Annotated in this window: 28 protein-coding genes; 17 read left to right on the forward strand and 11 right to left on the reverse strand. The window is 75.1% G+C overall.

All coding sequences use genetic code 11. The features are described from left to right. The first annotated feature begins 36 nt into the window (after positions 1-36). The 3 genes from WIS52_RS13995 (at position 37) to WIS52_RS14005 (ending at position 2,754) form a co-directional block, all read left to right on the forward strand. Positions 37-1,047, forward strand: a complete 1,011-nt coding sequence (locus WIS52_RS13995) for an ABC transporter ATP-binding protein (RefSeq protein ID WP_349298657.1) — start codon at positions 37-39, stop codon at positions 1,045-1,047. Next, positions 1,044-1,811 carry an ABC transporter permease gene (locus tag WIS52_RS14000; RefSeq protein WP_349298658.1) on the forward strand — a complete coding sequence of 256 codons (768 nt, stop codon included), beginning with the start codon at positions 1,044-1,046 and terminating at the stop codon, positions 1,809-1,811. The genes WIS52_RS13995 and WIS52_RS14000 overlap by 4 nt, the downstream gene beginning before the upstream one ends. Positions 1,812-2,454: 643 nt before the next feature. Continuing rightward, a complete protein-coding gene (locus WIS52_RS14005) occupies positions 2,455-2,754 on the forward strand; it encodes a 4a-hydroxytetrahydrobiopterin dehydratase (protein ID WP_349298659.1) in 300 nt (99 codons plus the stop codon). A gap of 6 nt (positions 2,755-2,760) precedes the next feature. On the opposite strand, the gene WIS52_RS14010 is transcribed toward WIS52_RS14005, so the two are convergent. Continuing rightward, positions 2,761-3,561: a carbon-nitrogen hydrolase family protein gene (locus WIS52_RS14010; RefSeq protein ID WP_349298660.1), complete on the reverse strand. Its 801-nt coding sequence runs from the start codon at positions 3,559-3,561 to the stop codon at positions 2,761-2,763. 194 nt (positions 3,562-3,755) lie between these two features. Here WIS52_RS14010 and WIS52_RS14015 point away from each other — a divergent pair, with 194 nt between their 5' ends. Together WIS52_RS14015 and mscL are read left to right on the forward strand one after the other, a co-directional pair. Further along, positions 3,756-4,832, forward strand: a complete 1,077-nt coding sequence (locus WIS52_RS14015; RefSeq protein WP_349298661.1) for a 3-deoxy-7-phosphoheptulonate synthase — start codon at positions 3,756-3,758, stop codon at positions 4,830-4,832. Between the two features lie 79 nt (positions 4,833-4,911). Next, positions 4,912-5,331 carry a large conductance mechanosensitive channel protein MscL gene (mscL, locus tag WIS52_RS14020; protein ID WP_349298662.1) on the forward strand — a complete coding sequence of 140 codons (420 nt, stop codon included), beginning with the start codon at positions 4,912-4,914 and terminating at the stop codon, positions 5,329-5,331. Here mscL and WIS52_RS14025 read toward each other — a convergent pair whose 3' ends face one another. Both WIS52_RS14025 and WIS52_RS14030 read right to left on the reverse strand, forming a co-directional pair. After that, positions 5,332-5,754, reverse strand: a complete 423-nt coding sequence (locus WIS52_RS14025; protein WP_349298663.1) for a YunG family protein — start codon at positions 5,752-5,754, stop codon at positions 5,332-5,334. Positions 5,755-5,765: 11 nt separating this feature from the next. Beyond that, on the reverse strand, positions 5,766-6,254 hold the full coding sequence (locus tag WIS52_RS14030; RefSeq protein ID WP_349298664.1) for a GNAT family N-acetyltransferase: 489 nt from the start codon (positions 6,252-6,254) through the stop codon (positions 5,766-5,768). Between the two features lie 263 nt (positions 6,255-6,517). Between WIS52_RS14030 and WIS52_RS14035 the strand changes: the two genes are divergently transcribed. After that, a complete protein-coding gene (locus tag WIS52_RS14035) occupies positions 6,518-7,126 on the forward strand; it encodes a thermonuclease family protein (protein ID WP_349298665.1) in 609 nt (202 codons plus the stop codon). Between the two features lie 56 nt (positions 7,127-7,182). Then, positions 7,183-7,728, forward strand: coding sequence for a TetR/AcrR family transcriptional regulator (locus WIS52_RS14040; RefSeq protein ID WP_349298666.1), 546 nt, complete (start codon positions 7,183-7,185; stop codon positions 7,726-7,728). A 60-nt stretch (positions 7,729-7,788) separates the two neighbouring features. Here WIS52_RS14040 and WIS52_RS14045 read toward each other — a convergent pair whose 3' ends face one another. The 3 genes from WIS52_RS14045 to WIS52_RS14055 form a co-directional block, all read right to left on the reverse strand. Beyond that, complete coding sequence (locus tag WIS52_RS14045) at positions 7,789-8,418, reverse strand: hypothetical protein (protein WP_349298667.1); 630 nt, start codon at positions 8,416-8,418, stop codon at positions 7,789-7,791. 516 nt (positions 8,419-8,934) lie between these two features. Beyond that, the gene (locus WIS52_RS14050; protein ID WP_349298668.1) at positions 8,935-9,312 is read right to left on the reverse strand and encodes a DUF3817 domain-containing protein; all 378 of its coding nucleotides are present in this window, start codon (positions 9,310-9,312) and stop codon (positions 8,935-8,937) included. Then, the gene (locus WIS52_RS14055; RefSeq protein ID WP_349298669.1) at positions 9,309-9,845 is read right to left on the reverse strand and encodes a hypothetical protein; all 537 of its coding nucleotides are present in this window, start codon (positions 9,843-9,845) and stop codon (positions 9,309-9,311) included. The genes WIS52_RS14050 and WIS52_RS14055 overlap by 4 nt, the downstream gene beginning before the upstream one ends. Before the next feature lie 53 nt (positions 9,846-9,898). Between WIS52_RS14055 and WIS52_RS14060 the strand changes: the two genes are divergently transcribed. Both WIS52_RS14060 and WIS52_RS14065 read left to right on the forward strand, forming a co-directional pair. Further along, entirely contained in the window at positions 9,899-10,366 is a 468-nt protein-coding gene (locus WIS52_RS14060; protein WP_349298670.1) for a MarR family winged helix-turn-helix transcriptional regulator, read from the forward strand. Between the two features lie 16 nt (positions 10,367-10,382). Further along, positions 10,383-11,243 (forward strand): RCC1 domain-containing protein, encoded by an 861-nt coding sequence (locus WIS52_RS14065; protein WP_349298671.1) that lies wholly within the window; start codon positions 10,383-10,385, stop codon positions 11,241-11,243. Here the strand turns inward: WIS52_RS14065 and ychF are convergent. Genes ychF through WIS52_RS14080 form a run of 3 tightly spaced genes read right to left on the reverse strand, consistent with a single transcriptional unit; the run spans position 11,233 to position 14,386 of the window. Next, complete coding sequence (gene ychF / locus WIS52_RS14070) at positions 11,233-12,306, reverse strand: redox-regulated ATPase YchF (RefSeq protein ID WP_349298672.1); 1,074 nt, start codon at positions 12,304-12,306, stop codon at positions 11,233-11,235. The two genes, WIS52_RS14065 and ychF, sit on opposite strands and share 11 nt — an antisense overlap. Positions 12,307-12,331: 25 nt before the next feature. Continuing rightward, positions 12,332-13,012: a response regulator transcription factor gene (locus WIS52_RS14075; RefSeq protein ID WP_349298673.1), complete on the reverse strand. Its 681-nt coding sequence runs from the start codon at positions 13,010-13,012 to the stop codon at positions 12,332-12,334. Next, the gene (locus tag WIS52_RS14080; RefSeq protein WP_349298674.1) at positions 13,013-14,386 is read right to left on the reverse strand and encodes a sensor histidine kinase; all 1,374 of its coding nucleotides are present in this window, start codon (positions 14,384-14,386) and stop codon (positions 13,013-13,015) included. A gap of 344 nt (positions 14,387-14,730) precedes the next feature. Here WIS52_RS14080 and WIS52_RS14085 point away from each other — a divergent pair, with 344 nt between their 5' ends. The 3 genes from WIS52_RS14085 (at position 14,731) to WIS52_RS14095 (ending at position 17,307) form a co-directional block, all read left to right on the forward strand. Then, on the forward strand, positions 14,731-15,219 hold the full coding sequence (locus WIS52_RS14085; protein ID WP_349298675.1) for a hypothetical protein: 489 nt from the start codon (positions 14,731-14,733) through the stop codon (positions 15,217-15,219). Positions 15,220-15,283: 64 nt separating this feature from the next. After that, the gene (locus WIS52_RS14090; RefSeq protein ID WP_349298676.1) at positions 15,284-16,798 is read left to right on the forward strand and encodes a DNA-3-methyladenine glycosylase 2 family protein; all 1,515 of its coding nucleotides are present in this window, start codon (positions 15,284-15,286) and stop codon (positions 16,796-16,798) included. Continuing rightward, positions 16,795-17,307: a methylated-DNA--[protein]-cysteine S-methyltransferase gene (locus WIS52_RS14095; RefSeq protein WP_349298677.1), complete on the forward strand. Its 513-nt coding sequence runs from the start codon at positions 16,795-16,797 to the stop codon at positions 17,305-17,307. Before WIS52_RS14090 ends, WIS52_RS14095 begins: the two co-directional genes overlap by 4 nt. Positions 17,308-17,682: 375 nt before the next feature. On the opposite strand, the gene WIS52_RS14100 is transcribed toward WIS52_RS14095, so the two are convergent. Further along, the gene (locus WIS52_RS14100) at positions 17,683-18,258 is read right to left on the reverse strand and encodes a DUF4232 domain-containing protein (protein WP_349298678.1); all 576 of its coding nucleotides are present in this window, start codon (positions 18,256-18,258) and stop codon (positions 17,683-17,685) included. A 237-nt stretch (positions 18,259-18,495) separates the two neighbouring features. Between WIS52_RS14100 and WIS52_RS14105 the strand changes: the two genes are divergently transcribed. The 3 genes from WIS52_RS14105 to WIS52_RS14115 all read left to right on the forward strand — a co-directional run bounded on the left by WIS52_RS14105 (position 18,496) and on the right by WIS52_RS14115 (position 21,615). Further along, positions 18,496-20,019, forward strand: a complete 1,524-nt coding sequence (locus tag WIS52_RS14105) for a DNA recombination protein RmuC (protein ID WP_349298679.1) — start codon at positions 18,496-18,498, stop codon at positions 20,017-20,019. Positions 20,020-20,023: 4 nt separating this feature from the next. Further along, on the forward strand, positions 20,024-20,863 hold the full coding sequence (locus WIS52_RS14110) for a DUF6542 domain-containing protein (protein ID WP_349298680.1): 840 nt from the start codon (positions 20,024-20,026) through the stop codon (positions 20,861-20,863). 206 nt (positions 20,864-21,069) lie between these two features. Then, the gene (locus WIS52_RS14115) at positions 21,070-21,615 is read left to right on the forward strand and encodes a L,D-transpeptidase (protein WP_349298681.1); all 546 of its coding nucleotides are present in this window, start codon (positions 21,070-21,072) and stop codon (positions 21,613-21,615) included. Between the two features lie 70 nt (positions 21,616-21,685). On the opposite strand, the gene WIS52_RS14120 is transcribed toward WIS52_RS14115, so the two are convergent. Beyond that, positions 21,686-22,648: a 4-hydroxy-3-methylbut-2-enyl diphosphate reductase gene (locus WIS52_RS14120; RefSeq protein WP_349298682.1), complete on the reverse strand. Its 963-nt coding sequence runs from the start codon at positions 22,646-22,648 to the stop codon at positions 21,686-21,688. 124 nt (positions 22,649-22,772) lie between these two features. Here WIS52_RS14120 and WIS52_RS14125 point away from each other — a divergent pair, with 124 nt between their 5' ends. Next, positions 22,773-23,360, forward strand: coding sequence for a lipid droplet-associated protein (locus WIS52_RS14125; RefSeq protein WP_349298683.1), 588 nt, complete (start codon positions 22,773-22,775; stop codon positions 23,358-23,360). Continuing rightward, a complete protein-coding gene (gene xseA, locus WIS52_RS14130; RefSeq protein ID WP_349298684.1) occupies positions 23,357-24,808 on the forward strand; it encodes an exodeoxyribonuclease VII large subunit in 1,452 nt (483 codons plus the stop codon). The genes WIS52_RS14125 and xseA overlap by 4 nt, the downstream gene beginning before the upstream one ends. Positions 24,809-24,815 lie beyond the last annotated feature (7 nt).

Consider the following 24,815-nt stretch of genomic DNA (forward strand, 5'->3'; position numbering starts at 1 on the left):
CCCACGGTCGCGAGCGGCACCGGTCACCCTGTTCCGGTGCTGCAGACCGCCCCCGCTCCCACCGGTCCCCCGCGGGGCCTCTCCCCGGCCCGGCCACCGGCCGTCCGCGCCCTCGGCGTCGCCCGCGGGTTCGGGCCGGTCCGCGCGGTCGACGGGGTCGACCTCGACATCCCGATGGGCTCCGTGCTCGGTCTGCTCGGGCCGAACGGGGCCGGCAAGACGACGCTGATGCGGATGCTGCTGGGCCTGCTCGCGCCCACCGAGGGGGCGGTCGAGCTGCTGGGCCGGCGGCTGCCCGACCGGGCGACCGAGGTACTCCCGCACGTGGGTGCGCTCGTCGGGGAACCGGCGCTGCACCCGCACCGGACCGGCCGGCAGAACCTGCTCCGCTACGCCGCCGCGGAACCTCTGCTGGACACCGCGCGCATCGCCCGCGCGGTGGACGCGACGCTGCACCGGGTCGGGCTGGGGCACGCCGCGGACCGTCCGGTGCGCGGCTACTCCACCGGGATGCGGCAGCGGCTGGGGCTGGCCGTACCGCTGTTGACCCGGCGACGGCTGGTGGTGCTGGACGAGCCGACGAACGGTCTCGACCCGGCCGGTACCCGCCACGTACGGCGGCTGATCGCGGAGATGAACGCGACCGGGGCGACCGTCGTCGTCAGCTCGCACCTGCTGTCGGAGATCGAGGCGACGTGCTCGCACGTCGCCGTCATGCAGGCCGGGCGGCTGCTCGTCGCGGGGCGGCTGGACACGCTGCTGGACTCCGGCCCGGGCACGCTGGTGGTGACGACGCCCGACGCCGGGCGGGCCGTGCGCGTTCTCCGGGCCCACGGGGTCGGCGCCGAACAGAGCGCCGGGTCGCAGGTGCGCGTCGCACCCGGCCCGGAGGCCCCGGACGTCGTCGCCGCGCTGGTGCGCGCGGGCGTCGCGGTGGAGCAGGTGACCCGGCCCGCCGCGCGGCTGGAGGAGGTGTTCGCCCGGCTGACCGGCGACACCGGCTCCCCCGACGCCGGCTCGTGGGCACCGGCCGGGGCCGGGCGATGACCGCATACCGGACCGCCGCGCCACTGGGCCGGCTCGTGTGTTCCGAGCTGGAACTGGCGCTCTGCCGGCCGCGCACCGCCGTCGTGCTCGGGGCGCTGACGGTGGTGCCGTTGCTCGCGACGGTCCTGCTCGCCATCGACGCGGGCCCGCTGTCGTCGACGGCCGGGGTGCTGACGGTCTCGCTCAGCGAGGCCGCCGCGTTCTCGCTCGGCATGCCGGTCGTGCTGATCGCCGCGGAGGCGTTCGCCACCGAGCGGGCTCGCGGAACCCTCGACGGGCTCCGGCTGTCCCCGGTCGGCCCGGGACGGCTGGTGCTGCTCAAGACAGCCGCCGTCGGAGCGAGCGCGGTGCTCGCCGCCGGCACCGTCGTCGCGGTGTCCCTCGTGGCCGGGGCCGTGGTCCTGGGGACGGGCGAGTTCGGCACCGGCGCGACGCTGAGCCGGGCGCTGCTCCTCGGGGGGTGGGCGACCGGGCAGCTGATCGGGCTGGGAATGCTGCTGCTGGCGCTGTCCGCGTCAGTCCGCCGACCGGTGGCGGTGGTCGCGCCCGGCCTGGTCGCGCTGACCGTGGCCCCGCTGGCGAGCGCGCTCTGGCAGGCCTCGGCGTCGGCGCTGCCGACCGGTCGGTGGCACGAGGTGCTCGCCGGAGTGATGTCGGTGCCCGCGGAGACCGGCACGCTGTGGGCGACGACGGTGCGGGCGGCCGGATTCGCGGTCGCCGGCGCCGGGATCACGGTGTTCCTGCTGACCCGCCGCGACGGCTGAGCAGCCCGCATCCGAACCATCGTCGACCGGTACCGACCCGTCGCGCTGGGCCGACGCGGGAGCCGGCACCGGCGCCGCACAGGTTGTCGCCGCGCCGCACAAGCTACGACCTGTGCGGAGGTCGGCCCAGGTCCAGCGGTGGACCGTCAGTCCTGTCGCCCGGAGCGCGTCCTCGCGCAGCTTTTCCCGCCGGACGGCATCGCCGGGCTGCCCCGGCGCGGAGCAGCCGGCCGTACGTGACGCGGCCGTGGAACTCGCCGACCAGCCGGTGCTCCGGCCAGGCGAAGTCGACCCGGTGCGCACGCCCCGCCAGCACGACCTCCCACTGGAGCGTCGGCACCGGCAGGCCCGCCTCGGCGAGCGCGAGCCTGCTCAGCGTCTCGCCCACGCTGCCCGGGAGACCGTCCGCGACGGTGGCGACGCGCCGGGCACGGCCTGCACCCGTCCGGCCGCCGAGCGCGCTGACGGCGTCGGCGAGCTCGGCCGTCGCGAGGAGGGGCGGCTCCTTCCTCGACGGCCGGGCGAGTGCGCGGTCGGCGACGACGAGCGAGGACCGTCGCACAGGTTCAGACCGGCGCCTCCGTTGCACGTCGAACCGGCCTCCCGGCGCGACGCCGCGCCGATGCTGCGCCACGATGACCCCATGTCCACCCCGTTGCTGACCGACGCCGAGATCGCCGACGCCCTGCAGAAGCTGCCCGGATGGGAGCGGGAGGGGACCGCGATCGTCCGCACCGCACAGCTCCCCGACTTCGTCGGCGCCGTCACCGTCGTGGACCGGGTGGCCGAGGACGCCGAAGCCGCCGATCACCACCCGGACATCGACATCCGCTACAACACGCTGACCTTCCGGCTGTCGACGCACTCCGAGGGCGGACTGACCGCGAAGGACACCGAGCTGGCCGGGCAGATCTCGGACCGCATCACCGGCGCCGGCGGCTGAGGGCCGCTAGAAGCGGCGGTTGCGCAGCACCGGGATCTTCGCCCGCACCGTCTCGGCAGCCTCGGGGTCGAGGTCGACCACCAGGAGCCCCGGCTCCGGACCCAGCGCGCCGATCACCTCGCCGTAGGGACCCGCGACCGTGCTGTAGCCGATCCCGGTCGGCGCCTTGCCGTGCTCGCCGCCGTCCGTGGTCGGGTCGGCCTGGTCGCACGCGACGACGAACGAGCCGGTGTCCAGGGCCCGGGCCCGCACCAGCAGCTCCCACTGCTCGCGCTTGCCCTCCCCCGCGCCCCACGACGCCGGGACCAGCTGCACGGTCGCGCCGGCGTCGGCGAGGCGCTGGTACAGGCCGGGGAACCGGACGTCGTAGCAGGTGGTCAGGCCGACGGTCACGGTCCCGGAACCGTCGGCGACCTCGATCGTGACCGGGGCCTCGCCGGGCGCGACGGTGTCGGACTCGGCGAACCCGAAGGCGTCGAACATGTGGATCTTGTCGTAGTGCGCGTCGACGCCCGCGCCGGTCGCGATCAGCGTGTTGCGGACCCGGCCGTCGGGGGCCGGGGTGAACATCCCGGCGACGACGGTGACCCCGGCGACCGTCGCGATCTCCCGCACCCGGGTCGCCCACGGCCCGTCCAGCGGCTCGGCGACCGGCCCGAGCGGGACCCCGAACCGGCACATCGTGGCCTCCGGGAGCACGACGAGCCGGGCTCCGGACGCGGCGGCCTCGGTCACCCGGCGGGCCAGCTCCGCCAGGTTCTCCTCGGGGTCCGTGGTGGACGAGATCTGGGCCAGGGCGATCCGCATGTGTCGGTGGTACCACGCCTCGGGTACGGTCACCGGCGTGCGCAGCGCCTACTACTACTGGTTTCGCCAGCCGGCCCGGGATGGGTCGGCCGGTGCCGTAGTGCGCTGACCCCCATCCCTCGAGCCGGCATCGGACCGGCTCGGGCGAGGTGATCCCCCGGCGGTCCTCCGCCGGGAAAGGACCACCACCTGCGATGAGCACTCCCCTGTCCGACACCGCTCTGCTGGACACCCCGCTCGACGACCGCCGCATCGAGCGGATCAGCCCGCTGATCTCCCCCGCGCTGCTGCGCCACGAGCTTCCCGGCACCGCCGAGGTCGCCGGGACCGTGACCCGCGGCCGGGCCGGCGTGACCGGCATCCTGGACGGCGACGACGACCGGCTGCTCGTCGTCGTCGGTCCGTGCTCGGTGCACGACCCGGACGCCGCACTGGACTACGCCCGGCGGCTCGCGGCCCGCGCCGAGGAGCACGCCGACGCGCTCTGCATCGTCATGCGCACCTACTTCGAGAAGCCCCGCACCACCGTCGGCTGGAAAGGCCTGATCAACGACCCGGGCCTGGACGGCACCTTCGACGTCAACCGCGGCCTGCGCACCGCGCGGAACCTGCTGCTCGACATCTCCGCACTCGGCCTGCCCGTCGGCTGCGAGTTCCTCGACCCGATCACCCCGCAGTACATCGCCGACGTCGTGTCCTGGGGCTCGATCGGCGCCCGGACCGCGGAGAGCCAGGTGCACCGGCAGCTGGTCAGCGGGCTCTCGATGCCGGTCGGGATCAAGAACGCCACCGACGGCGCGGTCGGCGCCGCCGTCGACGGGATGCGGGCCGCGGCCGCGTCGCACGTGTTCATGGGGGTCAACTCCGACGGCCTCGCCGGGCTGGTGACCACCCGCGGCAACCCGGACACCCACGTCATCCTGCGCGGCGGGGCGCGGCCCAACTTCTCCGCCGACGACGTCGCGGCCACCGCGGCCACCCTGCGCGGCGCGGGCCTGCCGGAGCGGGTCGTCGTCGACGCCAGCCACGGCAACAGCGGCAAGGACCACGTGCGCCAGGCCGAGGTCGTCCGGGAGCTCGCGGAGCGGATCGCCGGGGGTGAGCGGGCCGTGACCGGGCTGATGATGGAGAGCTTCCTGCTGGACGGCCGCCAGGAGCTCGGCCCCGAGCTGGCGCGCGGACGGTCGATCACCGACGCCTGCATGTCCTGGGAGACCACCGACGCACTGCTGGAGACGCTCGCCGACGCCGTCCACTCGGGACGCCGCTGAGCCCTGTGGAGTCCGCACCGGACCCCTGGCACGCTCGCACCGGCCGGGGCCGTCCCGGCCGCGCGAGGCGGGAGGGCACATGATCAAGGGGTTCCGGGACTTCGTGATGCGGGGCAACGTCGTCGACCTGGCGGTGGCGGTCGTGATCGGCGCGGCCTTCACCTCGGTCGTCACCGCGTTCACCGACTCGTTCCTCACCCCGTTGATCCGGGTGTTCTCCGGCGGCGGCGAGCTCGCCGGCGCGTTCGCGATCAACGGGGTGGTGTTCGACTGGGCCGCCTTCGTCAACGCGCTGATCACGTTCCTGATCACCGCGGCGGTGGTGTACTTCCTGGTCGTGCTGCCGCTGAACACGTTCGCCCAGCGGCGCCGCCGCGCGGTGGCGGACGAACCGGCGGCACCGACCGAGATCGAGCTGCTCACCGAGATCCGGGACCTGCTGCGCGAGGAGCGGGCGGCCGGCCGCGGCGCCGCCGGGGACCCGGCCACCGGAGCCTGATCAACCGGCGGCGAGCCGGGACAGCACCCGGGCACGCAACCGCTCGTACTGGTCCCGGCAGCGCCGCGGCGGACCGTCCGGTCGGGCCACCGCCCGCGGTGGCTGCACCGTCTCGCCGGTCCGGAACTGGTCCGCGGTCAGGTCGACCTCGCGCCCACCCGGCAGCCGGTTCCACCAGTGGTAGCCCTGCAGCCGGCCGTCCGGGTACCAGACCTCGGCGAGCAGGAGCTCCCCGCCGAACAGGTCGTGCAGCACCAGCGCGGTGGAACCGCACTGGCCGCGGGAGGGGCGCTCCGGTGTCCAGTCGGCCACGTCGGCGTCGTCGCAGGTGTCGAGGGCCCACGACGCCCGCACCGCGGCCGAGACCTCGACGAGGGCGGGCGGGGCGGGAACGGGCGGGGCGGCACGGGGCGGGCTGCTCATGACCGCGGAAGCTACGCCCGACCCCTGACAGCCACGGGGCGCTCCATGCGGTGCTCGACGATCCCGTCCGGCTGACGCACCAGGCCCAGGTCGACGAAACCGTGCCGCCGGTACAGCGCCGCGGCGCGGGTGTTGCCCCGCACGACGTGCAGGGCCAGCCGGACGGCACCCCACCCCGTCGCGTGGCCGAGCACCGCCTCGATCAGCGCGTCGGCCGCGCCGGTCCCCCGGGCGTGCGGGGCGACCCAGAGGGAGATCAGGTCGGCGACACCGTTCTCGTCCGGCGGTACGGCGATGACCATTCCCGACGGCTTCCCGTCCAGGTCGGCCACCAGGTAGCGGCCCGGGGCCACCAGCCGTTCCCGCCAGGTGTCCTCGCCGGCGCCGACCCAGTCCGCCAGCCGGCTGTGGAACGCGTCCGGGGCCTCGGCGAGCGCGGCGAGACGCAGGTCGCGCCAGGTGACCCAGTCGTCGGGACCCAGCTCCCGCACAGTGATCATCACGGCCTCCCGGACCGACGGAGGGAGTCCAGAACCTAACAGCGGACACCCGGTCGGCGATCGTGCGCCCGCGGCGTCCCGGAGCCGGCCGCGGCGCGCCGCCCCGGCCCGTCGGCGGCAGCCCGCCGACGACGGGCCGGAGGACGGCGCACTGCTCCATTCAGGCGTCGCCGGCCCGCGAACGGTGGTCCGATCGGTCTCATGCCGTCACGACCCGCCTCCCGTCCGGCAACCGGGGACGAGGTTCGGTACGAACGGTGGTCATGCTGCCCGAACCGCGTCATCGAGCCCGGACGCTGATCTCGTCGTGGTCGACCGGCCCGCGCCGCGTCGTCGCGGCCCTGGCGGTCGCCGCGCTGGTCGCCGCCGGCCTCGTCGCCGGACTGATGATGGCCCGCGGCGGCGAACCGCCGGCGGCCGCCGGCGAGGCGCCGCCTGCGGAGAACGCCGCGCTCGGCGCCGTCACCGGACCGCCCACCCTGATCGGGCGGGTCCAGGAGGTGGTCGACCCGGCGACCGTCGTGGTCGAGGTGCAGGGCCGGCCGGTCACGGTGTCGGTGATCGGTGTCGACATCTCGGCGACGCCCGAGTGCGCCCGTGCGGACGCCCTCGCCTTCGCCCGGCAGTTCCTCGACGGGCAGGAGGTCACGCTGGTGCCCGACCCGACGCTGCCCGAGCCCGCACCGGAGGCGACGGTCTGGCCCGCCTACCTCGTGCTGCCGAGCCAGCAGTCCTACACCGACGCCGCGCTGACCGCCGGCTGGGTCTCCCCCGGCGACGGCCGGTACCGGCCGGGATTCGAGACCGGGCAGCGGATCGCCCAGGACGAGAACGCCGGGATGTGGGGGCCACCGTGCAACCGGGCGAGCTGACGTCGGGTCGCCGCCGGCGCGAGTCCGCTGGGAGGATCCCGGCCGTGGATCCCCGCGTGGTGCGCACACGAGGGCGGTTGCAGGACGCCCTGCTCGACCTCGCGCGGGAACGCCCGCTCGAGGCGATCGCCGTCGCCGACGTGGCCGAGCGGGCGGGGGTCAACCGCAGCAGCTTCTACCAGCACTACACGGACAAGGAGTCGCTGCTCGCCGATGCGCTGAGCGCGCAGGCCACGATCGCCGGAGCCGACCTGTCCGGCATGGTGCTCGCCGACGTCGGCCCGGAGCCCCCGGCGGCGTTGCGGCGCTGGTTCGCCCACATCGCCGACCACGCCCCGCTGTACCGGCAGGCGCTCGGTGGTGCGGCGGCGCCGGACGCCGCCGCCGGCATGCGGCGCTGGATGCAGGGCTTCGTCGCCGACACCGCGCACCGGATGGGGTTCAGCGAGTCCGACAACGGCCTGCCGCTCGACGTGTTCGCCGCCGGCCTGACCTGGACGCTGCTCGGGGTGGCGGCGAGCTGGCTGGAGCACGACCCGCTGCCCGCTCCGGAGGTGGCCGCCGGGTGGGCGTGGCGGATGCTGGTGCGCCGGGACTTCTAGGCGCTCCGCGCCTGTGAGTGGTTTTCGTGGCCGGGACCACGAAAACCACTCACGGGGGCGTCAGCCCTGGATGATCCCGGAGTTGCTCTGGTCCACCGTGGTGGTCGACTGCGAGACCGGGCCGCTGGACAGCAGTCCGCCGAGGTTGACCGACGGGTTGACCGCGACGTCCAGCCCGAGCAGGCCGCCCGCCTGCGAGGTGGCGTGCCCGCCACCGTGCGTGCCGCCGCCGGACTGGAGGACACCGCTGTTCGAGTCGTCGACGACGGTCGTCGACTGCTCGACCGGTCCGGAGTTGAGGATTCCGCCGACGTTCGCCGACGGGCTGACGTCGAGCCCCAGGCCGACCAGGTCGGCGACCTGGACCGCCTCACCGGCCGCGCAGCCGGACTGCACGATGCCGGAGTTCGACCGGTCGACGTCGGTGACGTGCTGGGCGACCGGCCCGCTGTTGGCGATCCCGCCGATGTTCAGCGCGGGGTCGACGGCGGCGTCCAGCCCGAGCAGGCCGCCCTTCTGCTGGGCGACCGCGGTGCCGCAGTCCTTCTGGTGCTTGCCGGCGTCGTGGCCGTGGTCGCCGGCGAACGCGAGACCGGCCGAGCCGAGGGCCAGCGGCACGGAGAGCGCGCCGGCTCCGGCGATCCGGCGGATCGTGCGACGGGTGGAGGACGTCGTGTCGGGGGCGTTCATGACACTCCTTCTCTGCGGTGTGAGCCCGGCCCGCTGGCACTCACTTTGAGTCACTGACCGGTGAGCAGAACGTACGGAACTCCCCGGAGAACAGATCGTCGACCCTCACTTACGAGCCCGAAAGTCCGTTTTCACGCGCATATGTCTACCGCTCGACTCTGATCAACTACACGGAGTGTTATCCATCAACTGTCGGATAGATACTCTCCGTGTTCGTCACCACCGCTCGTCGACGGCGGCGGAACCCGCACCGGAGGAGATCGACGTCACTGCGGGGCAACGGAGGTGCCCACCGGACGTCCTGGAGCGCGGTCGGCCCACGACGCGCGCCGCGACACCCCCGCACTTGTCGCGCGACGTGCGCGGACGAGCGCGCACCCGGGCGCGCGCCGCCCTCGCCCACTCACTCCCTCGAGGTCACCCGATCGGTGAACGGCACCGCGACGAGCGGCCCCGGACCGAACCGCCCGGCGCGCCCGGGACCGCCCGGCGCGAAGACGGCATCAGCCGACGCTCTTACGGCCGCCACCGCTGGACAGCCCGGCCGTCGACTCCTTGCTCGCCCGATGTCCGGTCGACCGCACGCACGACCAGCAGACCCCCGACGGCGGGGACCCAGGCGAGCAGCCGGGTGCGCGCCGCGCACGGGAGGATCCAGGTCGAGGCGATGACGACGAGGTAGGCGAGGCCGTGGATCGGACCCGTCACCGAGGCGACCGCCGGGTGGTGCACCGTGGCCAGGTTGACCAGGAGGGTCCCGAGGGAGAGCACCTCCACCCACGCCGCGACGCGCAGCAGCCGCGTCGGCAGGGCGTGCTCGTCGGGCTCGAGCGCGAGCTCGTCCTCGGACTCCGCCCCGCCCGGGAACGACCGCCCCGCCCCCGGCCCGGTCACGCCATCGCCCCCGGCCGAGCGATCATGAGCACGACCACGACGACCCAGATCAGCGCGAACACCCCGGTCGTCATGCCCAGGCGGCGCAGCCGTCCGCGCGCCGCCTCCAGCGCACCGGCGGGATCCTCGGGTGCGCCGCGGACCCCCAGCTCCCGCAGCACCGACCGCTGCCCCGGGACGATCACGGTCCCGAGCAGGGCGGCCGCGGCGACGGTCAGCGCGATCGACGCCCACAGCCAGGTCTCGTGCAGGATCCCCATCGACAGCGCGGTGGCGATACCGAACACCGGGACCGCCAGGGCGGGGACCGCGTACCCGCTGCTGATGCGGTGCAACGCCAGCAGCGCCGACGCGCCCGACGGGACCCGCGGGGCGGCGTCGGGCGTCCGGCCCACGACGTCGAGGCTGCGCACGGCCAGCCGGCCGTAGCGGGGGAAGGCACTCGCCGCCGCGGTGATCGGTCCGATGAACACGATCGCCGCCACGACGTGCAGGCTCAGGAGGACGATGGTCGTCAGTTCTCCGGGTGACACGCCGTCGAAGATACAGTCTGACTGAAACTTGGGTCGACCGGGATGATGGGGACGTGTCCGCACCACCCGGCCCGCCCGCCCCCAGTCCGACGTTCCTGATCATCGCGCTCGGCCGACGGCTGCGGGAGCGGGTCGAGCGGACCCTCCGTACCCGGGGGATGTCGATGCGGCACCTGTCCGCGCTCGGACACCTCGGGGGTGATCCGGGGGTGTCCTACAGCGAGCTGGCCCGCCGGGCCGGGGTCACGGCACAGAGCATGCAGGCCACGCTGCGCCAGCTCGAGGAGCTCGGAGCCGTGGATCGCGAGGGTCCGGCCGGCCGGGGCAACACCGCACGGCTGCACGTCACCGAGCACGGGCAGGAGCTGGCCGCGTGGGCCCGGTCGGTGCTCGAGGAGACCGACCGGGAGCTGTTCGGGCACCTCGGGGAGGCGGAGCGCGCCGGGCTGACGGGCGGGTTGCTCACCGCGTTCACGGCGCCGGAGCGCGACGGCGCCGGGAACGGACCGACGGCCGGCTGAGGATCGGAGGAGAGGCGTGGTCGTACTCGCCGCCGGTCGGCGGCACTCCGTCGGATGCCGGCCGGACGGGACGGTCGTCGCCGTGGGCGACGGCCGGGCGGGCGAGTGCGACGTCGGCACCTGGACCGGCATCGTCGGCGTCGCGGTGGGGAACGTGCACACCGCCCGCAACACCGGGCGCGCGCACACGGTCGGGCTCCGCGCCGACGGCACCGCGGTCGCGACGGGCTGGAACGACGACGGCCAGTGCGACACGACCGGCTGGACCGGGGTCACGGCGGTCGCGGCCGGATGGCGGCGCACCGTCGGGCTCCGTGCCGACGGCACCGTAGCGGCGGCCGGGCGGGACACCGAGGGTCAGTGCGCGGTGGCGGGATGGCGGGAGATCGTCGACATCGCCTGCGGCGACTGGCACACGGTGGGCGTCCGGGCCGACGGGACGGCGGTCGCCACCGGCACCCGGCGCCGGGGGCAGTGCGACGTCGACGGCTGGCGGGGCCTGGTCGCCGTCGCCGCCGGCCACCTGCACACGGTCGGGCTGCGCGCCGACGGCACGGTGGTCGCGACCGGCGGCGGTGAGGCCGGTGAGTGCGACGTCGAGGACTGGCGTGACGTCGTCGCGGTGTCGGCGGGCAGCCGGCACACGCTGGCGTTCCGGGCCGACGGACGGGTCCTCGCCGCCGGGGACGGCAGCGACGGCCGGTGCGACGTCCGGGCCTGGAGCGGGCTCACCGCCGTCGCCGCCGGGTCGGCGCACTCCCTCGGGCTGCGTGCGGACGGCACCGTCGTCGCCGCCGGGAACGGGGCGGACGGACGGTGCGACGTCCACCGGTGGCGGCTCCGGAGGCCGACCGGAGCCTCCGGCGCTAGACGTTGAACCGGAACTCGACCACGTCGCCGTCGGCCATGACGTAGTCCTTGCCCTCCATCCGCACCTTGCCCGCGGACTTGGCGGCGTTCATCGACCCGGCCTCGACGAGGTCGTCGTAGGACACGATCTCGGCCTTGATGAAGCCCCGCTCGAAGTCGGTGTGGATGACCCCGGCCGCCTGCGGCGCGGTCGCGCCGCGGGTGATCGTCCAGGCCCGGGACTCCTTCGGGCCGGCGGTCAGGTAGGTCTGCAGGCCCAGCGTCGAGAACCCGGCGCGGGCCAGCGCGCCCAGGCCCGGCTCGTCCTGCCCGATCGACTCGAGCAGCTCCAGCGCCGACTCGGCGTCGAGCTCCAGCAGCTCGGCCTCGACCTTGGCGTCGAGGAACACCGCCTGCGCGGGCGCGACGAGCTCGGTGAGCTCCTTGCGCTTCGCCTCGTCGCCGAGCACGCCCTCGTCGGCGTTGAAGACGTAGAGGAACGGCTTGGTGGTGAGCAGCGTCAGCTCGCGCAGCGGCTCGGGGTCGACGCCCGCCTGGAACAGCGTGCGCCCGGAGTTCAGCACCGACGCGGCCTGCTGGGCCGCCTCCAGCGCGGGGCGCCGGTCCTTGTGCGTACGGGCCTCCTTCTCCAGCCGCGGGAGGACCTTCTCCAGCGTCTGCAGGTCGGCCAGCACGAGCTCGGTCGCGATCGTCTCGATGTCGCTCGCGGCGTCGATCCGGCCGTCGACGTGGATCACGTCCGGGTCGTCGAACACCCGCACGACCTGGCAGATCGCATCCGACTCACGGATGTTGGCGAGGAACTTGTTGCCCAGGCCGGCGCCCTCGGAGGCCCCCTTGACGATCCCGGCGATGTCGACGAACGACACCGTCGCCGGGATGATCTTGTCCGAGGAGAAGATCTTCGCGAGCGCGTCCAGCCGCGGGTCCGGCAGCGGCACCACGCCGACGTTCGGCTCGATCGTCGCGAACGGGTAGTTCGCGGCGAGCACGTCGTTGCGGGTCAGCGCGTTGAACAGGGTCGACTTGCCGACGTTGGGCAGCCCGACGATGCCGAGGGTGAGGGACACGGACGACCAGGGTAGTCGGGCGTCGTCAGGCGGGTTCGAGCCGGTAGCCGGCCCCGCGCACGGTGGCGATCCACTCGGGTCCGAGCTTGCGCCGCAGGTAGCGGACGTAGACGTCCACGATGTTCGAGGAGAGGGCGTTCGACGACGCCCCGTCGCCACCCCACACCAGGCGCAGCAGCTGGTCCCGGGACAGCACCTGCCCGGGGTGCCGGAGGAACGTCTCGGCCAGCGCGAACTCCCGCGCCGAGAGCTCGACGGTCGTCCCGTGCACGGCGACGTGCCGGGTCCGCGGGTCGAGCGCCAGCCCGCGGAACTCCAGCACCGCCCGGTCCGGCGCGGGCCGGGCCCGCTCCAGGCGCAGCCGCACCCGGGCCAGCAGCTCCTCGAACTGGAACGGCTTGGCCATGTAGTCGTCGGCGCCGCCGGTCAGCCCGGCGACGGTGTCCCCCACGCTGTCCCGCGCGGTCAGGATGATCACCGGGAGGGCGCTGCCACGGGAGCGGAGCCGGCGCAGCACGTCGAACCCGTCCGCCCCGGGCAGCCCGATGTCGAGCACCAGCAGGCCGAACCCGCCGGTGACGGCGTGGTCGTGGGCGCTCGGCCCGTCGGCCACCACGGTGACCTGGAACCCGGCCGCGACCAGCCCCTTCTTGATGAAGGACGCGATGCGCGGCTCGTCCTCGGCGACCAGGATGTGCTCGGTCACTCACTCGCTCCTCGGCAGGTCCAGGGTGAAGGTGGCGCCCGTGCCCGGGCGGCTGTCCAGCAGCACGCGCCCACCGTGCGTCGTGGCGATCGCCTCCACGATGGACAGTCCCAGCCCGGCGCCGTCCGACCGCGGGGCGTTCTCCCCGCGGGCGAACCGACGGAACACCCGCTGCCGGTCCGCCGGCGGGATGCCCGGACCGGTGTCGGCGATCCGGATCCGCAGCCGGTCCCCCACCACCCGGGAACCGAGCGAGATCCGGTCACCCTCGGCGGTGACGCGGGTCGCGTTGTCCGCCAGCGCGACGACGGCCTGGGTGATCCGGTGTGGATCGAGCCGCGCCCGGGTGTGGGCGACGGTCTCCAGCCGCCAGTCCCGGTCGGCGAGCCCGGTGAGCTTGTCGAACAGCTCCCGGGTCAGTGCCCCGACGTCGACCACCTCGGGACGCAGCAACGACGGCTGCTCGGCGCGGGTCAGCGCGAGCATCTCCGAGACCAGCCGGTTCATCCGCTCCAGCTCGTCGTCGACCAGCGCGACGGTGTCGACGACGTCCTCGGGGTCGTTCGGGTCGAGCACCCCGAGGTGACCGCGGACGATCGTGATCGGGGTCCGCAGCTCGTGCCCGGCGTCGTCGACGAAGCGACGCTGCGACTGCACCCCGCTCTGCACCCGGTCGAGCATCGCGTTGAGCGTCCCGGCCAGCTCGGCGATCTCGTCCCGGGCCCGGGCGTGCTGGGGCACCCGGCGGGACAGGTCCGTCCCGGTGATCGCGTGCGCGGTGGCGGCCACGTCGCGCAGCGGCCGCAGGATCCGGCCGGACACCAGCCAGGCCCCGACCGCGGTCAGCAGGGCCGTGCCGGTCCCGACCAGCACCATCAGCCGGGCGGCCTCGTGCGCGAACTCGTGCTCCTGCTCGGTGAAGTAACCGATCACGATGACGCCGCGGTCCGGCGACCCGGGGAGCGCGACCGGCAGCGCCGACCAGCGCACCTCACCGACGGCCGTGGGGTGGCTGCCGCGGGTCGGACGGTCGACCGCCCGGACCTTCTCGTGGAAGCCCGCGTCCTCGCGCAGCAGCACCGTCGGGCTGGTCCGCCGGGACTCCCAGCGCAGCTCGCCGTCCAGGTAGCCGAGGAACTTCTCGTTCGGCCGGGCCACGTTCGCCGCGATCACCGAGCGGAGGATCTCGTCGACCGACGAGTAGCGCTGACCGGTCGTCGGGTTCACGCCGGCCTCGGTCACACGGGCGAACTCGGCGATCTCAGAGCTGAGCGCGGTCTCGATCCGCCGGTCCGTCTCGTTGATCAGCAGCAGCCAGGTGACCAGCGTGACCACGCCCAGCGAGGCGAGTACGAGCAGCAGGACCCACCCCACGATGCGGGTGCGGGCCGCGCTCGCCCGGCCCGGTCGGCGGCCCTCCGCCCCGGCCGTACCGGCCTCGCTCTCGATGGTCGTCCCCTTCCCGCACAGCGTCGCCGATCATGATTCCGCACGACCGTTGCGCGCCGAGCGGGAGACCCCGTCACGAACCGACCCTGATGGCCGCTCACATTGGTCCGAGAGGAGTACGCAATACTGCGCCGAGCACCGGGATGTGACGGTCGGTCCGCCGTCGCGACCCGGGGCATCACCCGGAGGTCGCAACGACGACCGGGTCGGGTGAGAACGTGAGGCGCCGAGACCGAGGGGGATTCATGCGCCTGCCCGGGATCCGAGCCGTGCTGACGGTCGGAGTCGTCGCGCTGGCCACCGCCGGCACCGTCTCCGCCGTGTCGCTCACGTCCGCCATGGACGAACCGCTGCCACCGCCCACCCCGGCGGCGGGCGCCGAGCCGGCACCTGCGGCGACCCCCGAACCACCCCCCGAGGAGCCGGCGGCCGACGCGGTGCCCGCTCCCGAGCCGACGACGGCACCGGGCACCGGATCGGGTTCCGGTTCGTCGACCGGGTCCGCGCCGGCCGTGGGCGGGAACGGCGCCGGGACCGCGCCGCGGCCCGGCGGTGGCTCCGGCGGCTCCGGCGGCTCCGGGGCCGAGGCACCCGCACCACCACCCCCGCCGCCCGCCGACCCGCCGCGCCCGGACCCGGGTGGCGGGGACGACGGCCTGCCGCCGCGCGGCGCCCCGGACAACGAGTCCGAACGCCAGCAGCAGATCGACTTCGCCTGCGAGCAGGGCTGGATCCAGGGCAGCGTCTGCGGGGACTGACCCCGCCACATCGACGACCGATTCCCGCGAGTCCGCACCGGTCGGCGGTGGCAGAGTCGGTGTCGTGCTCCTGGACCACGACACCTGCTACCGCGCCGTCGCCGCCAAGGACGCGCGGTTCGACGGCCAGTTCGTCACGGCCGTGCGCACCACCGGCATCTACTGCCGGCCGTCCTGCCCGGTGCCGCCGCCGAAGGCGCGCAACGTCGAGTTCCTGCGCACCGCGGCGGCCGCCCAGTCGGCCGGCTACCGGGCGTGCCGGCGCTGCCTGCCCGACGCCGTCCCCGGTTCCCCGGAGTGGAACCTGCGGGCCGACGCGGCCGGGCGCGCGATGCGGCTCATCACCGACGGCGTCGTCGAGCGGGACGGGGTGCCCGGGCTCGCGTCGCGGCTGGGGTACTCGCCGCGCCAGCTCGGCCGGATCCTGTCCGCCGAGCTCGGCGCCGGGCCGCTCGCGCTGGCCCGGGCGCAGCGCGCGCACACCGCCCGGATCCTGACCGAGACCACCGCGCTCGGGCTGGCCGACGTCGCGTTCGCGGCCGGGTTCGGCAGCGTGCGCCAGTTCAACGACACCGTCCGGGCCGTCTACGGGGTGCCGCCGAGCCGGTTGCGCGCCGAGGCCGCCCGCCGGGCCCCGGCGCACCGCCACCACACCGGCGACGGCGGCGCTCCCGGAGCGCTGACCCTGCGGCTGCCCTACCGGTCGCCGTTCGACCCGCACGGGCTGCTGGCCCACCTCGACGCCCGCGCCGTGCCCGGCGTCGAACGGGTCTCCGAGGGGACCTACCGGCGGACGCTGCGGCTGCCGCACGGCCCGGCCGCCGTCGCCCTGGACCTCACCGCGCGGCCGGGGGCGGTGGTCGCGACGCTGCGCGCGTCGGACCCCCGCGACGTCGGACCCGCCGTCGCCCGGCTGCGCCGGCTGCTCGACCTGGACGCCGACCCGCAGGCCGTCGACGGCGCGCTGGGCACCGACCCGGTGCTGGGCCCGCTGGTCGCGGCGACGCCCGGGATCCGGCTGGCCGGCACGGCCGATCCGGCCGAGACCGCGGTCCGCACCGTGCTCGGCCAGCAGATCTCGGTGGCCGCCGCCCGGACCGCGGCGGCACGGCTCGCGACCGCGCACGGCGACCGGCTGCCCGCCGCGCTGCGCTCGCCCGGCGATCCCGACCTGCTCTTCCCCACTCCGGCCACCCTCGCGGACGGCCTGGCGCGCAACCCGCTCGAGGGGCCGGCCCGGCGGGCCGAGTCGCTGCGGGTGCTGTGCGCGACGCTCGCCTCCGGCGAGCTGGTGCTCGACCCGGGCCGGGACCCGGACGCGCTGCGCGCCGAGCTGCAGGAGCTGCCCGGGATCGGGCCGTGGACCGCCGGCTACCTCGCGATGCGGGTGCTCGGCGACCCCGACGAGCTGCTGGCCTCCGACCTCGCGGTGCGCCGCGGCGCCGAGGCACTCGGCCTGCCCGGTGACGAGGCCGCGCTCACCGCGCGCGCCCGCGCCTGGGCCCCCTGGCGGTCGTACGCCGCCACCCGTCTCTGGCGGGCCGCGTCGTCCGCCACCACGACCAGGAGGACCGCATGAGCACCGCCACCTACGCCACCCGGACGACCCCCGCCGGGCCGTTCACCGCCGTCGTCGACGCCGACGGGTACGTCCTCGCCTCCGGCTGGACCGACTCGGTCGACGAGCTGCTGGAGTTGATCCACGAGTCGCTGGCCCCGTCCGAGGTGGTGGAGGGCGAGCTCGGCGCGGTCGGCGAGGCGATCGACCGCTACCACGACGGCGACCTGTCGGCGATCGACGACGTGCCGGTCCGGCAACGCTCCGGGCCCTACCGGGAGCACGCCTGGGAGGTGCTGCGGACGGTGCCGGCGGGCGCGCCGGTGACCTACACCGGCTACGCCGAGAAGACCGGCCGGCCGGCCGCGGTCCGGGCGGCGGCCGGGGCCTGCGCCTACAACGCCGCGGCGCTGTTCGTGCCGTGTCACCGGGTGCTGCGCACCGACGGGTCGCTGGGCGGGTTCCGCTACGGCCTCGAGGTCAAGCGGTGGCTGCTGGACCACGAGTCCGCCGACCTGCGCCTGACCTGACGCCGTCCGGAGCTGCGGTTCGGTTCGACCGGGCTGAAGCTCCATGAGTGGGCCGGTGGGCGGGGCGGCGGGCAGCCGCGCTCCGGGACCGAGCCCCGGTGATCGTCGTCCGGGTCCTGGCCGGTGCCACGGATGGCACCGGTCGGGACCTTGTCGGTGATCATGGCTCGCCTGCGCCGGGGTGCATTCGTCGACCGGCGCCGGAACGGTGATCAGTCCGTGCACCGGACCGGCCGCGGGTCGCCGCCCACACCCGGCCGCCGAGACACGCATGATCGTCGTTCCGGCGGCGGCCATCCGTGGCACCGGCCGGCGCCGGAGCGGTGACCACTGCTCGCGCCCCGGACCGGTCGATCGAACAGCGGGCGGCAGCCCTCAGCCGGCGGTCGGGGTCGCCGTGACCGGGCCGACCTGCATCCCGCCGTCGACGCCGATCGGACCGTGGGCGGTGAACTCGCCCGGGATCGCGCCGTCCGGGCCGTTCAGGGTGAAGGTCACCTCGTCGGCCTGGGCCGGGCCTCCCGAGTTCGGGACCTGGATGTCGAACTCCGCGGGATCCGCGGGGCCGAGGACGACCGGGGTGGTCTGGTCGCCGTAGGGCACCGCCTCGACCGCGCGCGGCGAGCCGTTCAGGCTGAAGACCAGTCCGGTCGGCGACCCGGTCAACGTGCACGGGGCGGTGTGCGGGGCCGCGGTCAGCGCGACCGTGTAGTGGCTGTGGCCGGCGCTCGCCGGGGCGGGCGTGATCGTCGCGTTCACGTGGTTCGGCCGGCAGGAGCTCGGCTCCGGGTCGGCCTGGGACACCGGGACGGACGACGACACCTGCGCGGTCGACGACGCCGGCGCGGCGCTCGCGACGCCGGCCGGGACGAGCACGGCGCCGGCCGCGAGTGCGGTGGCGGCGGCGAGACGGGCGGACGCGGCAGCGGTGCGGGCGAGTCGGGTGTGCACGGTGGGACCTCTCTCGTTCGCATGTCGCTCCCGGAGCGGGCCCGGAAGCGCTGACACAGGACAAGACGTGGTGCACCGGGGAACGGTTCGCCCAGCGTGTCGTCGACCTCCGGGAGGCAACCCCCTGAGCCGTCCAGCCGTCCCCCGCTGCGCCGATCGCCAAACGTCCGCCCGTGGACACGCCCATGACCTGCGAATCGTCCGGTTCTGTCAGGGGTGGGGTGCACGCTGCCGGGCGTGGATGTCATCAGCCTGCTCACCGGGACGGTCCTCGGGGCCGCGGTCGCCGCCGTGGTCACCTGGCTCCTCGCCACGGCCCGGTTCCGCGCCGAGGCTGCGGAGGCCGCCCGGGTCGCGGCCAACACCGCGGCCACCACCCGGGCGGACGCGGCGGGCCTGCGTGCCGAGCGCACCGGCCTGCTCGAACGCATCGAGGAGCTCCACGAGTCGCTCGACGAGGCCAGCACCAGGGCCCGTCGCGCCGAGTCCGACGCCGCAGGCGCGAGCGCGGCGCTGCACGCCGAACGGCAGGCCCGGGTCGAGACCGAGGCCGGACTGAAGGACTCGTTCGCCGCCCTGTCGCAGGACGCGCTGGCCCGCAACAACGAGGCGTTCGTGGCGCTGGCCGAGAGCAGGCTGAAGGAGACGACGGCGGCGCTGTCGGCGAAGGCCGAGGGCGACGAGACCGCCCGGGCGAAGGCCGTCGAGCAGCTGCTGGACCCGCTGGCCACCGCGCTGGGCCGGGTCGAGGGGCAGCTGCGCACGGTGGAGAAGGACCGGGAATCGGCCTACGCCGGGCTGCGCGAGCAGGTCCGGGCGATGGCGGCCAGTTCGGAGAAGCTCGGTACCGAGACGAAGGCTCTGGTCAACGCGCTGCGCGCGCCGCAGGTCCGCGGGCGCTGGGGCGAGATGCAGCTGCAACGGGTCGCCGAGATGGCCGGCATGGTCGAGCACTGCGACTTCTCCACCCAGGTGAGCGCGGACGGTGAGGACGGCGGCGTCCGGCCGGACATGGTCGTGCGGCTGGCGGGCGGCAAGCAGATCGTCGTCGACGCCAAGGTGCCGTTCGCGGCCTACCTGCAGGCGGTCGAGGCCTCGGATCCGGACGTGCACGCCGACCGGCTCGCCGCGCACGCCCGGCAGCTGCGCGCACACGTCGACCAGCTGGCCGCCAAGGCGTACTGGGCGGCGTTCGAGCCGACGCCGGAGTTCGTGGTGCTGTTCGTGCCCGGGGACCCGTTCCTGGAGGCCGCGCTGCGCTCCGACCCGGCGCTGCTGGAACACGCCTTCGGCCGCAACGTCGTGCTGGCCACCCCCACCACGCTGGTCGCGCTGCTGCGCACGGTGGCCTACGGCTGGCGGCAGGAGGCGCTGGCCCGCAACGCGGCCCAGGTGCACCGGCTCGGACGCGAGCTGCACGGACGGCTCGCGACGATGGGAACGCACGTGGCCAAGCTCGGGCGCAGCCTGGACTCGGTGGTCGAGAGCTACAACCGCACGGTGTCCTCGCTCGAGGCCCGGGTACTGGTCAGCGCCCGCAAGTTCGCCGAACTGCAGGTCGCCGACGGAGAGCTGCCCACCCCCGCCACCGTCGACCGGACCGCCCGGGGCGTCTCGGCGCCCGAGCTCGTCGCGTCCGCGGGTGACTCGCTGGTGTCGTTCGAGGACCTGACCCGGCGCGGCGACGACGGCGAGCACCGGACCGAGCAGTGGGACGGAGGTGACGGGTCGGCACCGTTGCGACACGGGGAGTTAGGCTGACCGGGTGAGATCGACCCAGCCGAGCTCGGCCCGCCGGGACGGCGGGTCCCCCTCCGGGCGGCCCGTCGCGCGGGGTGGCTGGCCGGTCCGCGAGCGGTCCCTGCTGCCCCCGGTCCTCGGCATCCCGCCGCTGGCCGCGGTCGGCCTGGCGGTCGGTGTCACGGCGCTGGCCGTGATCGTGGACCTGCTGCGGATCGGCACCGTGGGCCGGGTCTTCGAGGTCGGTTACCTCCTCGGCTGCGTGCTGGCGGTCTGCTGGGTCCGGCGGCGCGGGATCTTCCTGCCGTCGGTGCAGCCGCCGCTGCTGCTCGCCGTGGTGGTGCCGCTGGTGGCGGTGCTGATCGGCGCCCCGACCGGCGGCGGCACGGCACAGAACCTCCTGATGGCCGGGGCCCCGCTGATCAACGCGTTCCCGGCGATGGCGTTGACGACGCTGGTCGTGCTGCTGGTCGCGGCGTTCCGGCTGCTGCTCCAGCGGCTGGGGCCGGACGACACCGTCGGCCGCCTGCGGGCGCGGCTGGGCCGCGACCCCGGCGGGCACGACCCGGACGGCACCGGCCGCCCGTCCGGCGCGGGCGCACCGGACGGGCGCCGCCGGCGCGGCGGGCCGGGCGGGTCCGCCTCGGGCGACGACACCCGGCGCCGGCCCCGCTCGGAGGCAGGCAGGCCGGGGCGTGGCGCCGGCTCGCGCGGTGGTTCCGGCTCGCGCGGTGGCTCCGGCTCGCGTGGTGCTTCCGGCTCGCGCGGCGGGGCGGACACCGGGGGCGGTGCCGGGCCGGGCGGCGTTCCGGGGTCGCGCGGTGGCCCCGGCTCCGGCACCCCGCCGCGTCGCGGACCCCGCTGACCGTGCCGCCCACCGGCGGGCGCGACGCTGCCTCCGTTCACCCCGCCGGCGTCGTCGCAGGTAGGCGGTTCGGCGGACCCCGGTGTACCCGACCGGGTGAACCCATCGGAGAATCGAGGCAACCCGGGACCCGCCCGGGCGTCCTACACACGGGGTAGCCGTCACCCCGCTACGCTCCCCGCGCACGCCGGACGACCTGGAGATCGATGTCCACCACCCGGATCACCCGCTTCCCCCGGCCGGGGGTCCTCGTCGCCCTCGGCGTGGTCGTCGCCGCGCTGGTCGGTGCGGGCACCGCGCTGGCCGCCTCCCCCGCCGCGCAGGCGTTCCGCGAACAGCCGCTCGTGCCGGGGACCCCGTGCACCGTGACGGCCCGGGCGTGCGTCGACCTCGACTCCCAGCAGTCCTGGCTGTTCGACGGCGGCAAGGTCGTGAGCGGCCCGGTGCCGGTCGCGACCGGCAGCCCCGACAAGGCGACTCCGGTGGGGCACTCCCTGCGCGTGTACCGCAAGGAGGAGCTGCACCGCAGCGGCGAGTACACCGCGACCAACGGTGAGCCCGCCCCGATGCCGTGGGCGACGTTCTTCGAGGACGGCGGCATCGCCTTCCACGAGGGCCGCACCGACACGCCGTCGGCCGGCTGCGTCCGGCTGGCCCGCGCGAACGCCGAGGCCTGGTTCCACCACCTGCAGATCGGCGACCAGGTCCAGGTGGTCTCGGCCGCCGCGGTGAACGCCGACCGCAACGGCTGAGCCCGGCCGCCACGTACGGAGAACGCCCCCGGACCGAGAGGTCCGGGGGCGTTCGTCGTCAGGGTCGGGCCTACCGTGCCGCGGCCCGCGCCGGGCGCAGCTCGCGCGGCAGCGAGAAGACCAGGGTCTCCTCCGCGGTGTCGACCTCCTCGACGGACCCGAACCCACGCTCGGCCAGGTGCTCGACGACCCCGCGCACCAGCACCTCGGGCACCGAGGCACCGCTGGTGACACCGATCGTCGTCGCGCCGGAGAGCCACGCGTCGTCGATCTCCTTGGCGTAGTCGATCAGGTACGACGCACCGGCACCCGCACCGAGCGCGACCTCGACCAGCCGCACCGAGTTCGACGAGTTCCGCGAGCCGACGACCAGGACCAGGTCGCAACGCGGCGCCATCGTCTTCACCGCGACCTGGCGGTTCTGGGTGGCGTAGCAGATGTCGTCCGACGGCGGGTTCTGCAGCTTCGGGAACCGCTCGCGCAGCGCCCGCACCGTCTCCATCGTCTCGTCGACCGACAGCGTGGTCTGGGACAGCCACACGACCTTGTCGGGGTCCCGGACGGTCACCTTGCCGACGTCGGCGGCGGACTCGACGAGCTGGATGTGCTCCGGCGCCTCCCCGGCGGTCCCCTCGACCTCCTCGTGCCCGGCGTGCCCGACGAGCAGGATGTCGTAGTCCTCGCGGGCGAACCGCTTCGCCTCCTGGTGGACCTTGGTCACCAGCGGGCAGGTCGCGTCGATCGTCTTGAGCTCGCGACCGCGGGCCTCCTCGCGGACCGCCGGCGAGACGCCGTGCGCGGAGAACACCACGTGCGCGCCCTCCGGGACCTCCGAGGCCTCCTCGACGAAGATCGCGCCGCGGTCGCGCAGCGTCTCCACGACGTGCTTGTTGTGCACGATCTCCTTGCGGACGTAGACCGGGGCGCCGTACTGGTCGAGTGCCTGTTCCACCGCCTCGACGGCGCGGTCGACGCCCGCGCAGTAGCCGCGGGGCTTGGCGAGCAGGACCTGCTTGGCAACCGAACCGGACATGCCTCCAGCGTACGGACCACCCCCGAGAGCGGTCAGCGGGATGTGGGACGGCTCCCGTGATCGATCGACCCGACCGGCGGGTCCGGCGCGACACGACGGCCGGCATCGGGGAACAATGGCCCACATGTCGCCGCTGCCGTTCCCCGTACGGATCGCCGCAGGCCTCGTCGTGACGGCCGTGGAGCAGGTCCGCGAGCTGCCCCGGCACGCCGTCGAGCTGCCGGTGACCGCGGTCAGCCAGGCGCTGCAGGTGTCGATGCGCCTGCAGCAGACGGTCACCGAGCTGGCCATCAAGGGGGACCGGGCGCTGGGCACGCTGCGGCCGGTCGACGACGTCCCGAGCTGGGCCACCTTCGACGACGACCTCCCGGCCCCCGACCCGCTCGCGCCGGCCGACCTCGCGCGACCCCGGCCCGACGACACCCCCCGCAACGGGACCGTCTCGACGTTGCGACCGGCCCGGGCCGGCATCCCGATCGACCGTCCCGAGCGGCCCGCGCGGGCGTCGAACCGGCCGGACGCCACCGCGGCCGCGCCGGCCGCGGTGCCCGAGTACCCGACGCTGACCGTGCCCCAGCTGCGCGGCAAGCTCCGCGCCCTCGACGTCGACGACCTCTCCGACCTTCTCGCGTGGGAGACCGCGCACGAGAACCGTCCGGCCTACGTCACGATGCTGACCAACCGCATCGCGACGCTCTCCCAGGAGAAGTGAGCACTCCCCCCGCGACCAGCAAGCCCGCGACCAGCGAGGAGAACCCCTGGCCGGTCCGGACGGTCGCCCGCAAGATCTCCGACTGGGTGGACCGGCTCGGCGCCGTCTGGGTGGAGGGCCAGCTCGCCCAGGTCAACGCCCGCACCGGCACGGCGTTCCTGACGCTGCGCGACCCGGCCGCGGACGTCTCGCTGCAGCTCACCGCACCGTCATCGCTGGTGCGCGAGTCCGGGGACGCCGTCACCGAGGGCAGCCGGGTGATCGTGCACGGCAAGCCGTCGTTCTACCTGGGCCGGGGCACGCTGAGCCTGCGGGTGGACCGGATCCGGGCGGTCGGGCTGGGTGAGCTGCTGGCCCGGATCGAGCGGCTGCGCCGGCTGCTGGCCGCCGAGGGGCTGTTCGACGCAGTCCTCAAGCGCCGTCCCCCGCTGCTGCCGCACACCATCGGCCTGGTCACCGGCCGGGACTCGGCCGCCGAGCACGACGTCGTCCGCAACGCCACGGCGCGCTGGCCCGCCGTCCGGTTCCGGATCGAGAACGTGGCGGTGCAGGGCGGGCTGGCGGTGGAGCAGATCGTCGGCGCGCTGCGCACCCTGGACCGGGACCCCGACGTGCAGGTGATCGTGCTGGCCCGCGGCGGCGGGAGCGTCGAGGACCTGCTGCCGTTCTCCGACGAGACGCTGTGCCGGGCCGTCGCGGCCTGCCGGACGCCGGTGGTGTCCGCGATCGGGCACGAGCCGGACACCCCGCTGGTCGACCACGTCGCCGACGTCCGCTGCTCCACGCCCACCGAGGCCGGCCGCAGCCTGGTACCGGACCTGGCGGAGGAGACCGCGCGGATCGCGGGCCTGCGGGACCGGGCGCGGCGCGCGCTGCACGGCTGGGTGGACCGTGAGCAGCGCCGGCTGGACGACCTGCGCCACCGGCCGGTGCTCACCGACCCGCTGCGGATGGTCTCCTCCCGCAGCCGGGAGATCACCGAGGCCCGCGCCGCCGCGCACCGGGCGGTGCTGCGGCGGATCGACCGGTCGGCCTCCGAGCTGGAGCACCTCACGGCCCGGCTGACCGCGCTCGGGCCGACCGCGACGCTGGCGCGCGGGTACGCGATCGTGCAGCTCAGCGGGACAGCGCGGAGCGGAGCGGGAGCGCGCATCGATACCGCGGACGGCCCGGTGCCCCCGCTGCTGCGCTCGGTCGCCGACGCGCCCGCCGGGACCGCGCTGCGGATCCGGGTCGCCGACGGCGCCGTCGCCGCGACCGCGACCGGCCCGGCGGACGGGGTCGGCCCGGCGGACGGGGTCGGCCCCGCGGACACCGACGATGCGGCTCGATCAGCAGGGACCGGTCGGGCGCGCCGGACGACGAGGGCCGGTGCGACGAAGGCCGGTGCGACGAAGGCAGCCGGGCGATCCGGTTCGTCGAGGCGGAGGAGTGGAACCGATGGCTGAGTGGACC

The sequence above is a fragment of the Pseudonocardia nematodicida genome (assembly GCF_040105385.1).
Lineage (GTDB): Bacteria > Actinomycetota > Actinomycetes > Mycobacteriales > Pseudonocardiaceae > Pseudonocardia > Pseudonocardia nematodicida.

Excerpts from the sequence above, each read along its gene's own strand:
- WIS52_RS14095 (WP_349298677.1), top strand. The coding sequence starts at position 16,795 with ATGAGCACCGCCACCTACGCCACCCGGACGACCCCCGCCGGGCCGTTC.
- WIS52_RS14025 (WP_349298663.1), bottom strand. The coding sequence starts at position 5,754 with ATGAGCAGCCCGCCCCGTGCCGCCCCGCCCGTTCCCGCCCCGCCCGCC.
- WIS52_RS14010 (WP_349298660.1), bottom strand. The coding sequence starts at position 3,561 with ATGCGGATCGCCCTGGCCCAGATCTCGTCCACCACGGACCCCGAGGAG.
- WIS52_RS14030 (WP_349298664.1), bottom strand. The coding sequence starts at position 6,254 with ATGATCACTGTGCGGGAGCTGGGTCCCGACGACTGGGTCACCTGGCGC.
- WIS52_RS14120 (WP_349298682.1), bottom strand. The coding sequence starts at position 22,648 with ATGTCCGGTTCGGTTGCCAAGCAGGTCCTGCTCGCCAAGCCCCGCGGC.
- WIS52_RS14115 (WP_349298681.1), top strand. The coding sequence starts at position 21,070 with ATGTCCACCACCCGGATCACCCGCTTCCCCCGGCCGGGGGTCCTCGTC.
- WIS52_RS14045 (WP_349298667.1), bottom strand. The coding sequence starts at position 8,418 with ATGAACGCCCCCGACACGACGTCCTCCACCCGTCGCACGATCCGCCGG.
- mscL (WP_349298662.1), top strand. The coding sequence starts at position 4,912 with ATGATCAAGGGGTTCCGGGACTTCGTGATGCGGGGCAACGTCGTCGAC.
- WIS52_RS14000 (WP_349298658.1), top strand. The coding sequence starts at position 1,044 with ATGACCGCATACCGGACCGCCGCGCCACTGGGCCGGCTCGTGTGTTCC.
- WIS52_RS14015 (WP_349298661.1), top strand. The coding sequence starts at position 3,756 with ATGAGCACTCCCCTGTCCGACACCGCTCTGCTGGACACCCCGCTCGAC.
- WIS52_RS14005 (WP_349298659.1), top strand. The coding sequence starts at position 2,455 with ATGTCCACCCCGTTGCTGACCGACGCCGAGATCGCCGACGCCCTGCAG.
- WIS52_RS14035 (WP_349298665.1), top strand. The coding sequence starts at position 6,518 with ATGCTGCCCGAACCGCGTCATCGAGCCCGGACGCTGATCTCGTCGTGG.
- WIS52_RS14125 (WP_349298683.1), top strand. The coding sequence starts at position 22,773 with ATGTCGCCGCTGCCGTTCCCCGTACGGATCGCCGCAGGCCTCGTCGTG.